The sequence below is a fragment of the Ilumatobacteraceae bacterium genome (assembly GCA_033344875.1).
Lineage (GTDB): Bacteria > Actinomycetota > Acidimicrobiia > Acidimicrobiales > Ilumatobacteraceae > Ilumatobacter.
The window spans coordinates 1,172,766-1,190,314 of the sequence record JAWPMO010000001.1 but is presented as its reverse complement, the minus strand read 5'-3'; the positions used below and the strand labels follow the sequence as shown (position 1 = coordinate 1,190,314).

At 68.6% G+C, this 17,549-nt stretch carries 18 protein-coding genes and 1 pseudogene; 9 read left to right on the top strand and 10 right to left on the bottom strand.

Features of this window, described 5'->3' with window-relative positions; translation table 11 throughout:
* Positions 1–68: 68 nt before the first annotated feature.
* The gene (locus tag R8G01_05675; GenBank protein ID MDW3213465.1) at positions 69–479 is read right to left on the bottom strand and encodes an RNA-binding S4 domain-containing protein; all 411 of its coding nucleotides are present in this window, start codon (positions 477–479) and stop codon (positions 69–71) included.
* 17 nt (positions 480–496) lie between these two features.
* Between R8G01_05675 and R8G01_05670 the strand changes: the two genes are divergently transcribed.
* Entirely contained in the window at positions 497–1,204 is a 708-nt protein-coding gene (locus R8G01_05670) for a VOC family protein (GenBank protein ID MDW3213464.1), read from the top strand.
* Here R8G01_05670 and R8G01_05665 read toward each other — a convergent pair.
* Positions 1,191–2,027, bottom strand: a complete 837-nt coding sequence (locus R8G01_05665) for an enoyl-CoA hydratase-related protein (protein MDW3213463.1) — start codon at positions 2,025–2,027, stop codon at positions 1,191–1,193. The genes R8G01_05670 and R8G01_05665 overlap by 14 nt on opposite strands.
* A 93-nt stretch (positions 2,028–2,120) precedes the next feature.
* Between R8G01_05665 and R8G01_05660 the strand changes: the two genes are divergently transcribed.
* Positions 2,121–2,819, top strand: coding sequence for a 2OG-Fe(II) oxygenase (locus R8G01_05660; GenBank protein ID MDW3213462.1), 699 nt, complete (start codon positions 2,121–2,123; stop codon positions 2,817–2,819).
* A 14-nt stretch (positions 2,820–2,833) separates the two neighbouring features.
* Here the strand turns inward: R8G01_05660 and R8G01_05655 are convergent, their stop codons facing one another.
* Genes R8G01_05655 through R8G01_05640 form a run of 4 tightly spaced genes read right to left on the bottom strand, consistent with a single transcriptional unit; the run spans position 2,834 to position 5,713 of the window.
* Positions 2,834–4,069, bottom strand: a complete 1,236-nt coding sequence (locus tag R8G01_05655) for an MFS transporter (protein ID MDW3213461.1) — start codon at positions 4,067–4,069, stop codon at positions 2,834–2,836.
* Positions 4,047–4,268: a hypothetical protein gene (locus R8G01_05650; protein ID MDW3213460.1), complete on the bottom strand. Its 222-nt coding sequence runs from the start codon at positions 4,266–4,268 to the stop codon at positions 4,047–4,049. The genes R8G01_05655 and R8G01_05650 overlap by 23 nt, the downstream gene beginning before the upstream one ends.
* Positions 4,269–4,323: 55 nt before the next feature.
* A complete protein-coding gene (locus R8G01_05645) occupies positions 4,324–4,623 on the bottom strand; it encodes a hypothetical protein (protein MDW3213459.1) in 300 nt (99 codons plus the stop codon).
* 19 nt (positions 4,624–4,642) lie between these two features.
* A complete protein-coding gene (locus tag R8G01_05640) occupies positions 4,643–5,713 on the bottom strand; it encodes a TauD/TfdA family dioxygenase (protein MDW3213458.1) in 1,071 nt (356 codons plus the stop codon).
* 137 nt (positions 5,714–5,850) lie between these two features.
* Between R8G01_05640 and R8G01_05635 the strand changes: the two genes are divergently transcribed.
* On the top strand, positions 5,851–6,786 hold the full coding sequence (locus tag R8G01_05635) for a phytanoyl-CoA dioxygenase family protein (GenBank protein ID MDW3213457.1): 936 nt from the start codon (positions 5,851–5,853) through the stop codon (positions 6,784–6,786).
* Positions 6,787–6,951: 165 nt separating this feature from the next.
* Complete coding sequence (locus R8G01_05630; protein MDW3213456.1) at positions 6,952–7,152, top strand: cold-shock protein; 201 nt, start codon at positions 6,952–6,954, stop codon at positions 7,150–7,152.
* Between the two features lie 43 nt (positions 7,153–7,195).
* On the opposite strand, the pseudogene R8G01_05625 reads toward R8G01_05630, so the two are convergent.
* The 3 genes and pseudogenes from R8G01_05625 to R8G01_05615 form a co-directional block, all read right to left on the bottom strand.
* Positions 7,196–7,408 (bottom strand): annotated as a pseudogene (locus R8G01_05625) (Rdx family protein).
* A gap of 121 nt (positions 7,409–7,529) precedes the next feature.
* Complete coding sequence (gene ppc, locus R8G01_05620) at positions 7,530–10,286, bottom strand: phosphoenolpyruvate carboxylase (protein MDW3213455.1); 2,757 nt, start codon at positions 10,284–10,286, stop codon at positions 7,530–7,532.
* Positions 10,283–10,750 (bottom strand): hypothetical protein, encoded by a 468-nt coding sequence (locus R8G01_05615; protein MDW3213454.1) that lies wholly within the window; start codon positions 10,748–10,750, stop codon positions 10,283–10,285. The genes ppc and R8G01_05615 overlap by 4 nt, the downstream gene beginning before the upstream one ends.
* Before the next feature lie 52 nt (positions 10,751–10,802).
* Here R8G01_05615 and R8G01_05610 point away from each other — a divergent pair, with 52 nt between their 5' ends.
* Together R8G01_05610 and R8G01_05605 are read left to right on the top strand one after the other, a co-directional pair.
* The gene (locus R8G01_05610; GenBank protein MDW3213453.1) at positions 10,803–11,513 is read left to right on the top strand and encodes a hypothetical protein; all 711 of its coding nucleotides are present in this window, start codon (positions 10,803–10,805) and stop codon (positions 11,511–11,513) included.
* Positions 11,510–12,991, top strand: coding sequence for a hypothetical protein (locus R8G01_05605; protein MDW3213452.1), 1,482 nt, complete (start codon positions 11,510–11,512; stop codon positions 12,989–12,991). Before R8G01_05610 ends, R8G01_05605 begins: the two co-directional genes overlap by 4 nt.
* 16 nt (positions 12,992–13,007) lie before the next feature.
* Here the strand turns inward: R8G01_05605 and R8G01_05600 are convergent, their stop codons facing one another.
* Positions 13,008–13,952 carry a TIGR03621 family F420-dependent LLM class oxidoreductase gene (locus R8G01_05600; GenBank protein MDW3213451.1) on the bottom strand — a complete coding sequence of 315 codons (945 nt, stop codon included), beginning with the start codon at positions 13,950–13,952 and terminating at the stop codon, positions 13,008–13,010.
* Between the two features lie 92 nt (positions 13,953–14,044).
* On the opposite strand from R8G01_05600, the gene R8G01_05595 reads away from it, so the two are divergent.
* Genes R8G01_05595 through R8G01_05585 form a run of 3 tightly spaced genes read left to right on the top strand, consistent with a single transcriptional unit; the run spans position 14,045 to position 17,545 of the window.
* Entirely contained in the window at positions 14,045–16,345 is a 2,301-nt protein-coding gene (locus R8G01_05595) for a transglycosylase domain-containing protein (protein MDW3213450.1), read from the top strand.
* Positions 16,346–16,354: 9 nt separating this feature from the next.
* Positions 16,355–17,056, top strand: coding sequence for a C4-type zinc ribbon domain-containing protein (locus R8G01_05590; protein MDW3213449.1), 702 nt, complete (start codon positions 16,355–16,357; stop codon positions 17,054–17,056).
* A 6-nt stretch (positions 17,057–17,062) separates the two neighbouring features.
* Positions 17,063–17,545, top strand: a complete 483-nt coding sequence (locus R8G01_05585; protein ID MDW3213448.1) for a hypothetical protein — start codon at positions 17,063–17,065, stop codon at positions 17,543–17,545.
* The last annotated feature ends 4 nt before the right edge of the window (positions 17,546–17,549 follow it).

Here is a 17,549-nt window from a genome sequence, read left to right as displayed (position 1 = left end):
CGAGTCGGATTCCGCAGTTTCCACCTGAGATCGAGTTCTGGTTCCGCGCCGACTGACCCGGGCGTCGGTCAACCGCGGCGGCCGCGCAGGCGGTCGATCTGGCGACGGTCGCGCTTGGTGGGGCGGCCGGCGCCCCTCTCGCGCACGGCGAACACGTCGGCGACCTCGCGCTCGGGTGGCGGCGGACTGTGGTCGGTGTAGCACTCGACGGCGACCGCCGCGCCGACACGCTTCTTGAGGAGCCGATCGACGACCACGATCCGACGGCGCTGGTGGAGGTAGGCCTCGACCCGGTCGCCGAGCTGCACCGTCGCCGACGGCTTGACCGCCTTGCCGTTCACGTCGACGTGGCCGCCTCGGCAGGCCGCCGCGGCCTCGGCGCGGGTCTTCGTGAGCCGGACGGCGTGCAGCCACTGGTCGATGCGGACGGTGTCGATCCCGCCAGTCTGCCAGCCCTGCCTCGATCGGCGCAGCCGCACTCGGACAGACTCGCGGCATGCGCATGAGGCTCCGACAGATCGCGATGGTGGCGAGCGACCTCGCCGCAGCCGAAGACCGGATCGAACGTGAACTCGGGCTCGAGCTCTGTCATCGGGACCCGGGCGTCGCCACGTTCGGGCTCCGCAACGCCCTCTACGCGGTCGGGGACCAGTTCCTCGAAGTCGTCTCGCCGACACAGCCGGGCACCACGGCCGGTCGGCTGATCGACAAGCGCGGCGGCGACAGCGGCTACATGGTGATCCTCGAGGTCGACGACCTCGAACCACTCCGCCGACGCCTCGACGAGCACGGTGTTCGGGTCGTCTTCGAGGCGGCGGACGTCGGCATCGTCGGTCTGCACCTGCACCCGGCCGACATCGGTGGAGCGATCCTGTCGGTCGACCGGGCCGACACGTGGGGCGAGTGGCAGTGGGCCGGACCGATGTGGCGCGACCACGTCCGCGACGATGCCGTCGACGAGATCGTCGCAGTCGAGATCGAGGCGCTCGAACCGACGGCGATGTCGGAGCGCTGGTCCGAGGTGCTCGGCTGCGAGGCGATCGACGGCACGATCGCCCTGCCCGACGGCGGTGAAATCCGGTTCGTCCGAGCGGGTGACCGGGGTGAGGGCGTGTGCGGAGTCGAGCTGCGAACCGACCGTGCCGATCAGGTCGGGACGACCACGATCTGCAACTGCCGCTTCGAGGTCGTCACCGGCCGGTGAAGTTCGGCGAGCGCTTCTCGACGAACGCCGCCGCGGCCTCACGATGGTCGGCGGTGCTCATCGACCGCACCATGTTGGTCGCCTCGGCGTCGAGTGCCGTGGCGAGATCGCAGTGCAACGCACGGTTGAGGTTCTCCTTCATCAACCGCTGAGCGATCGGCGCCTGGCGGGCCAGGTTCCGGCACCACTCGAGTGCTGCCTCGTCGAAGCCCTTGTCGGGCAGGACCTGGTTGACGAGACCGAGGTCGGCGGCTTCCCGCGCCGTCAGCCGAGGCGACGTGAAGTACAACTCCTTCGCCTTGGCCGGACCGACCAGTTGGGTGAGGAGCCAGGACCCACCGAAGTCGCCGGAGGCGCCGACGTTGGCGAATGCGGTGACCAGGATGGCCCGCTCGGCGGCCAGCCGGATGTCGGCGGCGAGTGCGATCGACAGGCCGGCACCGGCTGCAGCCCCGGGCAGCGCGGCGACGACCGGCTTCGGATGCTGATGCAGCGCGAGCGACACCGCCCGCTGCAGCTTGCGGAGGTGAGCGACTTGATCTTCGACGCCGCTCGGCCGACCCGGTCGATCCGTGCCGGTCTGGTTGGCCTCGTGCATCCCCTTGACGTCGCCGCCGGCGCAGAAGGCTCCACCAGCACCGGTGACGAGCACGACGCGGACCTCGGGGTCGTCGGCCATCACCGGGAGTGCCGCGTCGAAGCCGCGGTAGACGCCTTCGGACAGGGCGTTGCGTCGTTCCGGTCGGTTGAACGTGATGATGCCGACGTTGCCGTCGACGCGCGCCAACAGGTCGTCGGAGCCGGTGTCGATGAAGTCGCCCATGCGGTGAGCTTGTCACCACGCCGACGCCGCTGGCGACTCGGCCAGGCGGCGACTCGCCCGCCCCGGGACGGGCGGATCTGCGACACTGAAGGCATGGTCACACTGCTCAAGTCGGAGTACGAACTCGGCGTCCCCGTCGCCGACGACCCACTCGTCTGGGTGATCGACGACTTCCTGAGCGACATCGAACGGGAGCACATCGTCGAACTCGGGTCCCCGAACATGAGCGAGGCCAAGGTCAGCCGGCTCGGCAAGAACGCGACCAGCGAGAAGCGCACGGGCAGCGTCGGATGGGTGAAGCACAACCAGACGCCGATCATCCGCGGCCTGGTGAAGCGGGTCGGCGACCTCGTCGGCCTGCCGACCACCCACGCGGAGTCGCTGCAGGTCGTCCACTACGGTGAGACGCAGCAGTACAAACCGCACTTCGACGCGTGGGACATCGACACGCCGAAGGGTAAGGAGAAGACCGCCCGCGGCGGCAACCGACTCGTCACGGCGCTGATGTACCTCAACGAGGTGCCGGCCGGCGGCGCGACCGGCTTCCCGAAACTCGACGTGGAAGTCGAGGCGGTGCCCGGCCGGCTGTGCCTGTTCCACAACCTCGTTCCCGGGACCAGCGACCGACACCCGCACTCGCTGCACGGCGGTCTGCCCGTCGAGTCGGGCGAGAAGTGGGCATGCAACCTGTGGTTCCGCGAACACCGGTACCAGAAGGGTCCTGCGGCGCCGGTGTCGTCGCGCACGATGCCGCAGCCGAAGCGGCCACCGAAGCGCAAGAAGCGTCGCTGACCCCGACCTCACGGTCAGCGGGCCGGGGCCGGCACGCCGCCGGTCTCGCCGATCACGAGCACCAGCCACAACACGGCGCCGACCAGCACGGCCGCGAGCGCAACCGATGCGACGCCCAACCCGGCACCGGCGCCGATGACGCCGACGAGCAGCGGACCGGTGACCCTCCCGGCGTCCTGCATCGCGGCGAGCCCCGCGAGGAACGGCCCGGTCGCATCCGCGGGAGCGAGGTCGCTGCCGAGCGTGAGCATCGTGCCGGAACTCAGGCCGTTGCCGATGCCGATCACGGCACCGGCGACCACGACCGACGTGGTCGAGCCGGCTGCTGCCAGCATGAGGAGGCCCACGGCGATGGTGCCGAACGCCGGCACCATGGCAGCGAGGCGTCCGAAGCGGTCCATCACGAACCCGGCGACGGGGAACAGGAGGAGATCGGCGCCGGTGCCGACCGCGATCACCGCCCCGACGGCGGTCGGGCTGAGCCCGAGGTCGTCGCTGATCAGGGGGAGCACGACGAACCGGCCTTCCCGTGCGGTCATCACCAGCAGCGGGACGACACCGGCGACGAGGAGGAGGCGCCAATGGGTCCGCATCGCGTCGACCACTCCGAACTGGGGGACGGCGACCACGTCGGTGCGTGGAGCGAGGTGGCGCGGGCCGCTGATCAGGGGCGGGATCACGCCGAGCGCGGCGAAGCCTCCGGCGACCACGAACGTCGTCGCGAATCCGGACGTGTCGACCAGCCACCCGCCGAGCAGCGGTCCGACGAGCAGCGAGAACCGGAACGAACCGCCGATCATCGCCATCGAGCGCCCACGGTGCTCGCCGAGGACACGGCGTGCGATGTAGGTCTGGCGTGAGAGACGCAGCGCGACGTTGGAGGCGCCCGCAGCCATCCGGAGCGCTACGAGCGCGACGACCGCCGTCGTGAAGCCGAGCAGTGCCGTGCTGGCGGCGAGCGCTCCGAGCGAGACGAACAGCACACGTCGCTCACCGAAACGTGCGAGCAAGGAGCCGGCAGGCAGGCTGCCGACCGCGGCGCCGAGACCGACCGCGGCGAGTACGACCGATGTCGTGCGGAGCGAGAGGCCCGAGTCCTTCAGGTAGAGCGGCAGGACCGGAACGAGGACCGCGACACCGATCGTCCCGGCGATGACCGGGAGATAGACGGGCAGGACGAGGCGCCCGAGGCCGATGCCCGGTGCTGGGCGTGGAGCGGCGGGTGGCTCAGGCGAGGTCGGTCTCGCCACGCGATTCCTGGCGGTCCTGGAACGCCGAGACGGCCCACGCGATCGAGCCGACGGTGCCGAACAGGCCCGACAGGATGCCCGCACGCGACGTCCGATTGCCGAGGCCGCCGGATGACCACCCGTCGATCAGGGCGGCCAGGCTGCCGACTCCGCAGAGCACGGCGGCTACGAGGTTCAGGGTCTGACGGTCGGTGGGCACGGCGACGATGGTATCGAGCCGGTCGGCGCGGGGTCGAGACCGTCGCCGGACAGGGTCAGTCGGCGGGCTCGACATGGGCGCGCACGTGGGTCCCGGCGTCGTTGAGCCAGCCCTTGCTCGCCGCGTAGCCGATCATGGCGTCGAAGTTCTCGCCGAACGTCGCGTCGGACGAGCGTTCGACACCGTTGGCGCGGGCCCGGGCGACGTCGAGCCACACGTGCTCGTCCTCGGCGGGTTCGCACAGGTCGCCGAGCTGGGCTGCGTCGAGTGCGCCGTGCAGTTCGGCGTGCAACCGGTCGAGCCGATCGAGGTCGGTGAGACGCGGCGGTTCGTTCGAGGCGAGGACGACGATCATGTGGCCAGTGTGACGCCGCTCACCACTTGTCGCCAAGGTGGCCGACCCGCTGGAACGGCTCGCCCAGCAGCACACCGAGTTCGCGTTCCTCGTGCTCGCCGAGCACGATCGACGGACGCCCGTGAGCGAACCGGTAGTTGCAGATCACCCCGACGTCGCCGACGCGCCAGTCGATCGGCGAACCGAACCGGTCGTAGACCTCGACGAACTGCCGCAGCTCGTCGATCGTGAAGTCGGTGTCGTCGCCGAAGGTCATCCAGAGCGGTCGCTGATCGGGCGGGAGTTGCTCGACCAACGGCCAGGTGTCGAACCACATCGCGTGGTCGGCGACGCTGCTGTACAGCACGTTGCGATCGAGCTGCGGGAAGTACTCGAATGCCGAGACGTAGTAGCGCGTGCGCAGCAGCCGATCGGGGCCCCACGAGGTCTGGAGTCCTTTCGACCGTGCCCGTCGCTCGGCCTCGGCCGGATCGTCGGTGCCCAGCGACTGCTGCCAATGGTTGTACACGCCGACGGGGGCGCGACCGTTGAACGCCTCGCGGTCGGTGAGGTCGCGCCGGTAACAGATGCCGAGCCGGGCGAGCTTCTGGCCGAACTCGGTGGCGAGCAGAGCGTCGGTCACGCGGAGGTTGTCGGAGACGAACGTGGCGCCGCGCCCCGGGAGTTCGCGCTTGCACAGGAACGCCACCATCTTGGTGCTGGTGCCGACGTATGCCATCTCGTGGTGGTAGTGGAGCCATGCAGGGAGGGGAGCGCCGATCTCGAACACGTTCGGCTCGAGAGCGTCGCGCGGATTCGCGCCTCCCTCGTACGGCATCTCGGCGTCGACGACGAGCTGGGCGAACGCCCGCATGTCGGAGTGATCGGTGAGCCCGGTGTTCACGAGGCGCACCAAGCCGACGTCGCGGAAGGTATCACGCATCCGGCGGGCGAGGGCGCCATCGGGATCGAGGTCGCTCGCATCCATCGCGAACTCGGTCCGGTCGACCTGGTACGCCATCGGGTCGACCGCGGGCGTTCCCTGCCACCAGCGGGGTTCGATGATGTCGTGGTGGCTCACCTCGGCGGGCCGGATCAGAGTGTCGCTCATGTTGTCTCCGATGGGTCGAACGACGATGGGTGAGCGAAGCCTAATCGATATTCCGATGAATCCGACCAGCTTGGTCGGGTATTGCTGGGAGGGCGTGTTCGGGCGAGGTGTCGCGCCGGCCGACTAGCTTCGTCGACATGGGAGTCCTGGCGCCGATCCGACGACTCGCCGACCGCCTCACGGGAGGTCGACGACCGCCGCATCTGCCCGATGTTGCGTGGTTCGACCAACCCGACGCGCTCGAGCAGATCGACGCACGGGCGAACCGGCCGGACGATCGTCGCGTGCTGCAGTCGTGGGTGCGCGACGGGTATGCGATCGTCGAGAACGTCGTCCCGCACGACCTGATCGATCACATGGTGGACGACCTCGACCGCTTGTTCGTCGACGACGACCTCGCGCCGAGCGCCGTGCTGCACGACCTCGTGATGCCCGACGGTCATCGGCCGAACACCGACCATCGCGACCTGCTGGCGCTCGAGCCCGCCGAGCGGGTGGCGGTTCGTGACCGGTCGAGTTGGCGGATCCACGGGTTCTACCAACACTCCGCTGCCGCCGATGCCGTGCGTCAGCACCCCGAGTTGCGTCGGATCGCGTCGATGATCCTCGGCGTCGACAGCCGGGCCAACTACAGCATCAACTTCCACAACGGCAGCACGCAGGCGCTGCACCAGGACACGGCCGTGTTCCACCTCGGCGTGCCGAACCTGATCTGCGGTGCATGGATCGCCTGCGAGGACATCGTGGAAGGCTCCGGCCCGCTGGTGTACTACCCCGGATCACACCGTCGCGAACTGTTCGACGGGTTCGGCAGCTACCCGATGGTGAACCTGCGGACGGCCGATCCGACGACATCGGCGGCCTACAACGCGCACGTTGCCACCGAGTCCGCCGGATTCGCCGAGCACACCTTCCTGGCGCGCAAGGGCGACGTGCTGTTCTGGCACGGGATGCTGATCCACGGTGGGCAGGCGATCCGTCGGCCGGAGACGACCCGACGTTCGTACGTGGTGCATTTCATCCCCGACGGCGCCGACGTGGCGGACCGGATCAGCGGTCCGACGAACTGGTGACCGCCGTGTCGGCGGAGGGTCGGCGACGAGATCCAGGGGTGTGAGGTGGACGACGCACTCGGTCGGGACGGCGCCGCGACGAGCAAACATCACACCGGCTGGGTAACGTTCAGGTGAATGTCGGTCGCCGCGGTGGTGATCGGCGAATACAGAAAGCAGTAAGCAATGGCCATCGGCACAGTGAAGTTCTTCAACGATCAGAAGGGCTTTGGTTTCATCAGCCGCGACGACGGTGACGACGTGTTCGTGCACTTCAGCAACATCGAAGGCACCGGGCGTCGCACCCTCCTCGACGGTCAGCAGGTCGAGTTCGAGATCGCAGCCGGACGCAAGGGTCCGGAAGCGGTCGGCGTCAAGGTCGTCTGATCCACGACGACGGTTGACACCTGTTGACCACGGGCGCTGAGTTCTAGCGCTCGTACGGCGTGACGTCGGTGGCGTACTGCTCCCGAAAGAGCGTCAACACTTCAAGTGGTTCGGCGTGGCGGCCGGTCTCGTGCTTCGAGTACAGAGTCCGGCCGTCCACGACGACATCGAACACTCCTTTCGACCCCGTCACCAGCGACAACTCGCTGATGATGTGCTGGTAGTCGTGCAGGAGATCTCGTGCAGCGCCCACGGCGCGCTCCGAATAGTCTCAAGGGACGCAGTACGTGATGCTGATCCGGTGATCGCTCATGCCCCGACCGTACCCGCGTCGGCTCCCCGCCGAAACCGATCCGGGCGCACCGGGTTCGCTCCGTTCAGCCGCTGTTGCGCAGGCCCGTGGCGATCGTGTTGAGCGTCAGCTGGATGCCGCGCCCGACCCGGTCGTCGTCCGAACCGGCCCGGTGCCGCTGGAGCAGTTCGATCTGCATGACGTGCAACGGATCGAGGTACGGGAACCGGTTCCGGATGCTCCGTGCGAGCGCCGGGTTGTCGACGAGCGGATCGTCCGACCCGGTCAGTCGAGCGTGCCACGTGCGGGCGAGGTCGTGCTCGGCCTCGATCTGACCGAAGACCGTGTCGCGGAGTTCGGCATCGTCGACGAGCGCGTCGGCGTACTTGCGGCCGACCTCGATGTCGGTCTTGGCGAGCACCATGCCCATGTTGTTGAGCATCGCCCGGAAGAACGGCCAACGGTCGTGCATCTCGTGGAGGAGCGCGAGTCGGTCGTCGTCGGTGGCGAACGACTCGAACGCGGTGCCTGCGCCGAACCATCCGGGGATGTTGAGCCGGCACTGGCTCCATCCGAACACCCAGGGGATCGCCCGGAGGTCTTCGATCCGGTTGGAGTTCTTGCGCTTGGCCGGTCGGCTCCCGACGTTGAGGCTGGAGATCTCGTTGATCGGCGTGATCGCCTGGAAGAACCGGACGAAGTCGGCCGGCCCGTCGAGCAACGCCCGGTACCGGTTGAACGCGAGGTCGGAGAGCTCCTGGGTGGCGTCGACGAATCGGTCGTGATCGGGGCCGAGATCGTCGGCGTCGAGACAGCTCGCCTCGAGGGTGGCCGACAGCAACGTCTCGAGGTTGCGACGCGCCGACGCGGGCTGCGCGTACTTGGCCGCCACCATCTCACCCTGCTCGGTGATGCGGAGCTGGCCGTGTACCGACCCAGGGGGCTGGGCGAGGATCGCCTGATAGGCAGGGCCGCCGCCACGTCCGACCGTGCCCCCGCGTCCGTGGAACAGCCGGAGGCGGGTGTCGCATCGTTCGGCGGCAGCCACGAGGGCCCGCTGCGCCCGGTACAGCTCCCACTGTGACGTGACGTAGCCGCCGTCCTTGTTCGAGTCGGAGTAACCGATCATGACCTCCTGCCAGCGGTTCCGGCTCTCGACGATCTGGCCGTACCGCTCGTGCTCGAACATCTGGACGAGCGTCGTGTCGGCGGCGCGGAGGTCGGCGACCGTTTCGAACAGCGGCACGATGTCGAGCGCGCTCGACAGCTTCCCGGTCTCGCCGTCGATGCGGATGAGGCCGACCTCTTTCAGCAGCACCGCGACCTCGAGCACGTCGCTCACCGACTCGGCCATCGAGATCACGTAGTGGGGGATCGAGCGGGCTCCGAAGCGGCGGTGCGCCGACGCGGCTTCGGTCACGACCGCCAACTCGCTCCGGGTGATGTCCGAGTAGTTCGCATACGGGGTGGTGAGCGGACGGGGGCTGGCGAGTTCGGCGGTGAGGACGTCGATCCGTGCCGCTTCGTCGAGCGAGAGGTAGTCGGCGGTGACGCCGCCGACCCGGAACAGCTCGTCGACCACCACCTCGTGCACGGCGGAGTTCTGGCGCATGTCGAGTCCGCAGAGGTGGGTGCCGAACGTGTCGAGCGCCCGACGGAGCGGCGCAACCCGTTGGTCCGCGAGCATCCCCGCTCCGTGGGAGTGGAGCGATTCGATGACGATGCCGAGGTCGGCGGAGACGGCATCGGCAGATGCGTACGGCTCCAGGTCGGCGTGGGGGAGTGGCCCGGGCACATCGTCGATCACCAATGACGCCATCGCCCACAACCGGGCATGGATGCCGCGGAGCGCGCGGCGATACGGCTCGTCGGCGCGGAACGGCGAGTCGTCGTGCGAGGCGTCGGCGAGCTCGACGAGCGCCTCGGTCGGGGTGATCAGCCGAGCCGACATCGACAGCTCACGCGACAGCTCGTGGAGCGTCGAGAGGTGGTGTTCGAACGCGACGCCGGCCTGCATCTCGACCGCCAACCGCAGCACGTCGGCGGTGACGAACGGGTTGCCGTCGCGGTCGCCTCCGATCCACGACCCCATCGAGATCGCGTTCGGTACCGAGAGCGTGCGACCGAGTCGTTGTTCCGCGAGTTCTTCGACGTCGGTCTGCAACTTGGTCACCGTGGCGAAGATGCTCGACCGGTAGTAGCGGAGCGCCTCGTTGATCTCGTCGCGGACGCGGAGTTTCGAGAGGCGCACCTCGGCGGTCTGCCAGAGCGTGAGAACCTCGAGCCGGAGACGGTCGTCGATCTCGGCCAGCTCACTCGGACTGTCGCCCGCTCGGGCCCGCCGTGCGAGCAACGTCGACACGGCGTCGACGTGGTCGAGCACCGTCTGGCGGCGGACCTCGGTCGGGTGGGCGGTGATCACCGGCGACACCCGGAGGTCGGCCAGTTCGTCGGCGATGCGTTCGGCGTCGACGCCGTCGGCGAGCATGCGGTCGAGGCCGGCTTCGACGCTGCCCTCCTGCGAACCAGAGCCGCTGTCGCGATGGAAGCGGCGGCGTCGTTCGGTGTGGAGATCCTCGGCGGTGTTGGCGAGCAGCGACAGCCAGCCGAACGCACGGATGAGGTGGAGCTGATCGTTGACATCGGCGTCGTCGAGGCGCGCCGCGAGCGCGGCGATCGGGTTCTCGCCGGCCCGGCGGCCCCGAACCGCGGTGCGGCGGACCTCCTCGACCAGGTCGAACACGTCGTCGCCCGCCTGCTCGCGGAGGACGTCGCCGATCAGTCGGCCGATCAAACGGATGTCGTCGCCGGTGTCGAAGGTCGGCGTGGTGTCGTCGGTCATGGGGTTCCTGCCTGGAGATCGATGGTGAAGGTCGGGCCACCGAAACCGTTGACGAGATCGCGTCCTTCGATGGTCACCTCATCGACGTCGGTCGGGATCTCGACGCCGGTCTGGGTGCGGGTGAACGGTTGCTCGGTGGCGTGATCGTGGGTGAGCGTGTGGACGCCGAACTCGGTGCCGTCGGGCCCGAGGACCCGCCAGCCGTCGGCGTACCGCTCGGGCGTGTCGTACGGCGAGGAGATCGTGACCGCGAAGCTCCACGTGCCCGTCGCGTCGTCGCGGGTCGCCACGACGTCGAGGACCTCCGGAAATCGGTCGCTCTGGTCGGCATCGACACCGGTTCCGGGATCTGTGGCGGTCACGGCCGGGTCGGTGTCGTCGCCGCCGCTCGAACAGCCGGTCAGGGCGAGTCCGGCCACGAGCAGGATCGCCACCCGGGAAAGCGAGGGCAGCCGGGCGGACATGGGGCCAATCGTACGCGGGCGAGCCGGTTCGCCCCACGGCTAACGTGCGTCCGTGGGGGAGACACCGGAGCGACGCGGTCGGTGGGCCTGCTTCGCGGTCGCCTCGATGGTGCTGTTTCCCGCAGCCTGCGACGGCGACGACGTCGGAACGGCCACGCCGCGCACGCCCATGGGCGTGACGACGACCGCGACGGTGATCACGACGACGACCACGACGGAGATCACACCAACCGCCGGACCGAGTTCGACGTCCGAGCCGACCTCGAACGACACGGTGCCGCCTCCGATCACGTCGTTCGCCACCGTCGTGTTGCAGGAAGGTTTCACGCCGGCTGCACCGATCGCCGGTGCACCGACCTGGCGTGACCGGCTGAATACACCGGCGGACCCGGCCGGTGACGGCGATTCGAGCCGCATCATCGTCGTGGCGTTCACGGCACCGGAGTCGTGGTACCGATCCGACGGTGCCGCCGTGTTCGCGTGGGCCGACGGCGAGGGGGCGATGTTCGGGTATTCGACCGGCGCGTTCCAGCGTGTCGAACCGTTCGAGTTCCCGGTCGATCCGACCAAGAGTTCCGTGCTCGAGATCTGGCTGGTCTCCGACGCGCAGAGCGATGCTGGGCGCCGACTCCTCACCCTCGAGGTCGGTCTCGACGACCCGGCCGAACGTCGTACGTACCGCACGATCGATCCGAGCCTGTCGATCACGGATGTCCTCTCCGGTCCGGTACCCGAGGGCGGCGACTTCTTGGAGCGAACATGAGGCGCCGCCTGCTGTGCGCATCCACCACTGTTGCGGTGGTCGTCGCCGCCGGCTGTACCGCGTCGACCGAACCGGCCGCCGCGCCGACGTCGGTCATGGCCGCTACCACGACGACCACGAACGCCGTCACTGACACGACCGACGAAACGACCGACACGACGTCGGAGGCGTCGAAGGATGATGGCGCGATCGCTCGGGTCGATTTCGTGCATGCGGACATCGATGTCGACGATCTCGACGCGTCCGGGGGCACCTGGGACCTGCAGACCTGTGCGTGGCGATGGATCGGTCAGTACCAGCTGACGATCGACTGGCGACCACCTGCCGGCGGTAGCGCCGACGCGGCGGTCGATGTGCCCGCCGAATTCTTGATCATCACCGGCGACGTCGGATACGCCGGCGCGGCGGGCACGATCGCACTGGGTGCCGCTGGTCGGTACGTCGTCGACATCGACGTCGACCCGGTCGCTTCCGGTGACGACGACGAACTCGTCGCCGCGGGCCGAGGGAGCGTCGGCGGCGTCGGCGGCAGGTGCGCGCTGATCGGCAGCGGCGATCGCGGCGGGTCCGCCGACGTCAGTGTCGATCCGAGGCCACCGTCCGCCGGGGCGTGGCCCGAGGGGAGCCTCGAGGCGCTCGCCGCATCGGTCGATGTGGCCGATCCGGATGCGCCGCTGTCACCGCTGCCGTTCGTGGTCTTCAGCGGCGTCGACCTCCCCGTCGACCGCTGGTACCTGGCACCCGACCTCCGGCTGGGTTCGATCACGGCCCGTGAGGAAGGGGCGTGCCTCCGACTCCGTTCGGTCATCGAGTTCCACGACGATGGATGGGTGGAGGTCGAGCAATCGAGGGGTTGCGTCCACCGACCGTCGAACGGCGCGTATCGGGTCGTCCAGATCGACGACCCGAACTGGCGTGTCGTCGTCGCCGGTGCCGCAGCCGACGTGGACCTCGTCGTCGATGAGTTGGTCGCCTACACGGCCGCCGATGTGCCACCGGTGACGGGTCCACCCGAGGCCGGCGCGGACGAGTATTTCGCCGGCTACCTGGCGGAGCACCCGGAATTCGAGATCGTCGCCCGCTTGCCGTGGCGCGGCGGGGAGTTCGCCGTGCTCCGCGACGCCACGTTCCCGGATTCGTGGTCGATCACCGAGACGGTCTACTACGGCGATCAGGACTGGAACGGTGGCGGGGCGGGTCAGAGCTGCCGTGAGCACTCGACGCGCATCTCCCGCCGTTTCGACGAGGGGTACGCCTGGTTCGTGTCGGTGGATCCGACCGACGTCGTCGCCGTGCCGGTGGACGGTGGCGGCGCCGTGACCATCGAGCTCGAGCCGTTCGACTCCGGATACGGCGCCGCCATCGTCGACATCGCCGACGTACCGGTCGACGAGGTCGACCGATTCCCCGAGTTCCGGACGAGCGAGGGAGAACCGGTCCCGTGCACGCAGCACGCGACCGAGACGACGGAGCCGTGACGGTGGTCGTCGTCCGTCACGTACCGGCGAGTGCGGCGACGACGGGGGCGAACGCCTCGACGTCGTTCTGGCCGACGATGACGTAGCTGAAGCCCCAGCGGTCGCGCCGTTCCTGCAGTTCGTCGATGATCTTGCCGGTCGGCCCGACGAGTGCGAACGGCGACTCGGCGATGATCTCGCGAGGTGCGCCGGTGAACTCCGACAGGGTGCCGAGCGCCTGGTCGACGTCGTCGGTGACGAACACCATGAACGCACGCAGGTTCATCTCGATGTCGTCGAGCCGGCCCGCTTCGGACGCGGCAGCTCGCACGATCTGTACCTTCTCGTCGACCGCCGGAGCCGTCATCGTTTCGAACGTGGCCGCATCGACGGCGCCCGACGTCAGTGTCGCGTTGATCCCGACGATGTCGGCCTCGCGTGCGGCGAACGACAGCACACGCTTGCCGCCGCCGCCGATCAGCACCGGCGGGGGCGACTGCACCGGCTTGGGGGAGCCGTCGTAGTCGGTGATCGTGTAGTGCTCGCCCTCGAACGAGAACGGCCCCTCGCCGAGCGCGCCCTTGATGACGGCCAGACCCTCGATGAAGCGGCTGACCCGGACGCCGGGGGAGTCGTACGGGATGCCCGACTGCTCGTAGTCGCTGACCATCCAGCCGGCGCCGAGCCCGATCTCGACGCGGCCGTCGGACAGCACGTCCATCGTCGCGAGTTCTTTGGCCAGCACGACCGGGTGCTTGTAATCGTTGTCGTACACCAGCGCCCCGAGCCGCAGGGTGGTCGTGGCGTCGGCGGCGCACTGCAGCGCCGGAACCGGCGCCAGCTGGTCGGAGAAGTGGTCGGGCATGGTGAGCGTTGAGTACCCGTTCGCCTCGACGTTGCGGGCGAGGTCGACCCACTCCTGACGGCTGCCCGTACCGTTGACCTGGACACCGAAACGGAACGGACGCTGCGAGCTCGACATGCGCCCCACCTTAGAAGGTGGCTGCCACCCGTCGGCAGGGCGCCGTCGGTAGTGTCGGGGCCACTGTGACGCGGCTGAGCTGGGTGTTCCGGATGGCGTTGGTGATCGGCGCGGGTGCGTTGCTGATGACGGCGACCGTCGTGGCGGTGGCGCCGAGATTGTGGCGTATCGCGAACGCCCATGAGGAGATCCCGGTCGAGTTGCCCGACTTCGCCGATCTCGCCCAACGCTCGTACGTGTACGACCTGTCCGGCCGCGAGATCGCCTCGTTCGAGGTCGAGAACAGCCAGCCGATCCAGATCGCCGACGTGCCCGAGCACGTGGTCGACGCGTTCCTCGCGGTCGAGGACAACGAGTTCTGGGTCCACCACGGCGTCAACGTGCGCAGTCTGTTCAGGGCGACCCTGTCGAACTTCGCGACCGAAGGCCCGATCCAGGGTGCCTCGACCATCACGATGCAGGTCGTCAAGAACGACTACATGGCCGGCTTCGAGCGCGACGGCCGGTACAAGGTGCTGCAGGCCACCTATGCGGTCCGGCTCGAGAAGCAGAAGACCAAGGAGGAGATCCTCGAGCGGTATCTCAACACCGTGTTCTTCGGCCAGAACTCGTACGGCGTCGGCGCTGCGGCCGAGACATACTTCGGGAAGTCGGTCCAGGAGCTCGGCCCGATCGAGGCGGCGTTCCTGGCCGGGCTGGTGCAGGCGCCGTCGAGCTACGACCCGATCAACAACCCGGAGCGCAGCCGTGTCAGGTTCGGCCAGGTCCTCGACCGGCTCGAGTCGCTGGAGATGATCACCGAAGCCGAGCGGGTCGAGATCGACGAGACGTTCGTCCTGCCCGAGCGGGTGCGTCGCCGTGCCGAGCGGGCGACCGAGCGGACCTACTTCACCGAAGCGCTGCGCGACTATCTCCTCAATCGCTCCGACATCCTCGGCGACACCTACGAGGAGCGTTACACCCGCCTGTTCCGCGGGGGCCTCCGGATCCAGGCGACCATCGACCCGTTCCTGCAGGGGCAGGCGGAACGGGCACGTGACGAGCTGCCGGCCAACACGGTCGGCATCGACGCAGCGCTCACCTCGGTCGACGTCGAGACCGGGGCGATCCGAGCGATGGTCGGCGGCAAGGGGTTCGACCCGGGCCAGAACGAGGTCAACCTGGCACTCGCCCCGAGCCAGACCGGCTCGAGCATCAAGATGTTCATCCTCGCCGCAGCACTGCAGGCAGGCGCCAACCCCGAGGACATCATTGACGGCACGCACCCGTGTCGCCTGCCGAACGAGGGGAATCCGGACGAACCGTTCTTCGAGATCCGCGGTGGTGTGAACGGTGGCGTCGACACGCTGCGACAGCACACGGTGCGGTCGATCAACTGTGCCTTCGCCCGCACGTCGCAGATCGTCGGTCTGAACCGCATGGTCGACACCGTCTACCGGATGGCCGAGAACCCGTACCTGTACGAGGGCCAGCCCGCCGGCGAGCGCGAGCCGATCCTTCCCTACGCCTCGTTCGCCACCGGCGGCAACGAGCTGAGCACGCTCGACATGGCGTCGGGCATCCAGTCGATCGCGAACGAGGGGGTGCACCACGAGCCCTACTACGTCGAGTCGATCGACGACGCGTTCGGCAACCGGATCTACACCCACTCGGATGCGGGCACCGAGGTGCTCGACCGCAACGTGGCGCTCACCACGATCGACGTGATGAAGGGTGTGCTCACCAGCGGCACGGCCAGGGGCAGCCTCGCCGACTTCGCCAGCCGGCGTCCGTCGTTCGGCAAGACCGGCACGCAGCAGAGCAACTGGACGGCGTTCTTCGTCGGTGCCACGCCCGAACTGGCCACGGCCGTCATGGTCAGAGATCCCGATCGGTACACGCCGATGGTCAACATCCCCGAGTTCGTCGAAGCCGGTGTGCCCCGAGTGCAGGGCGGCACGTTCCCGGCGCGCATCTGGGGCGCATTCAACGAGGCGGTCGCGCTCGGGCAACTCGGCGAGCAGTTCGAGTTCGCCGATTGGGATCGGCCCGAAGCTCCGGCACGTGGTCCGGCTCGCCTGTACCTCCCGGGCAACGAGTGTCTGTACGAGATCATCGGCTACGAGGTGCCCGAAACGGTGCCTCCCGAGGACACGGCCCCGCCCGCACCCGAGGGGTTCCGGTCGCCGGCCGCGCCGCCCGACACCGACCCGCCGACCACCGACCCGCCGGCGCCGCCACCGGGCACCCAGCCGCCCGAGACGGCACCCGAAACGGTCCCGACGACCACCCTCCCGCCGAGGCCGATCTTCGGGCAGGTCGAGAGTGGCACTACCATCCCTCCTGATGTCCTCGATCCCAACGCTCCGCTACCGTCGGCCCCAGCCGAACAGCTCGTCCAGCCCTGTCGCTAGGCACCCACGGTGACGCACCCGATCCTCGAGCTGCAGGCCGCCGACACGATGGCCGATCAGCTTCGACATCGGCGCGATCATCTTCCCGAGCGCGAGCAGTTGCAGGCGGCCAAGAACGCCCTGGTCCGCTGGAACGAGGCCCGGATGGTGACCCGGAAGCGGGTCGAAGAACTCACCGCCGCCATCGAGCAGGCGGAGAAGGACTCGCACGCGATCGACACCAAACTCGAGCGACTGAACCAGCAGATGAAGACCGTGATCGCGCCTCGCGAAGCCGAGGCGCTCCAGCACGAGATCGCCGGGCTGCGCGAGCGACGTGGCGAGCTCGACGACATCGAACTCACTGCGCTCGAAGAACAATCCGTCGCCGACGACGAACTCCGCGCACTCCTCGACCAGGAAGGCGCGCTGACCGAGACCTACATCGCCGCCGACAAGGAAGCGAGCTCCGCCGAATCGGATATCGACGGCGAGTTGGCACGGATCTCGACCCGCTTGGAGACGCTGCGGGCCGCGGTCGACAAGAAGGCGCTGAAGCGCTACGACCGCTTGCGCGAGCAGCATCTGATCGCGGCGGCGACGCTGGCGGGGTCGCGGTGCGAGGGGTGCCACCTCGACCTGTCAGCCGCCGAGGTCGACACGGTCAAGGACAGCGTCGCCAAGGGTGGTCTCGCCGACTGTCCGCAGTGCGGTCGACTCCTCGCCGTCTGACCGGCGATGTTCTTCTGGTTCATCGGCACCGTGGTCATCGCGGTCTGGTTCGTCTTTCGCGATCCCTCGTTCGACTATCGGCTGCTCGTGGTCGGCGCCGTCCTGCCGGCGGTGGTCGACGCCTTCTTCGGTGGGGCCCGCGTCCTCCACAGCATCACGTTCAGCGTGGCCCTGCTCGTCGTGCTGATGTTGGCGACGCCGGGTCGGAAGCCGATCCGCAAGACCTTGCTCGGTCTGCCGGTCGGCACCTTGCTGCACCTCGTGATGACCGGAGCGTGGACCGACACGACGGTGTTCTGGTGGCCGTTCGGTGGCTTCTCGTTCGATGGAGCTCGCCATCCGGTCGCCGCCAGGGGCTGGTGGAACGTACCGCTGGAGCTGATCGGGCTCGGTCTGTGCTGGTGGATCGTGCAGCGTGCCGAGCTGCGCGACCCCGATCGCCGCGCCTGGTTCTCGAAGACCGGTCAACTCGCCCTGCCGGTGCAGTGAGCCG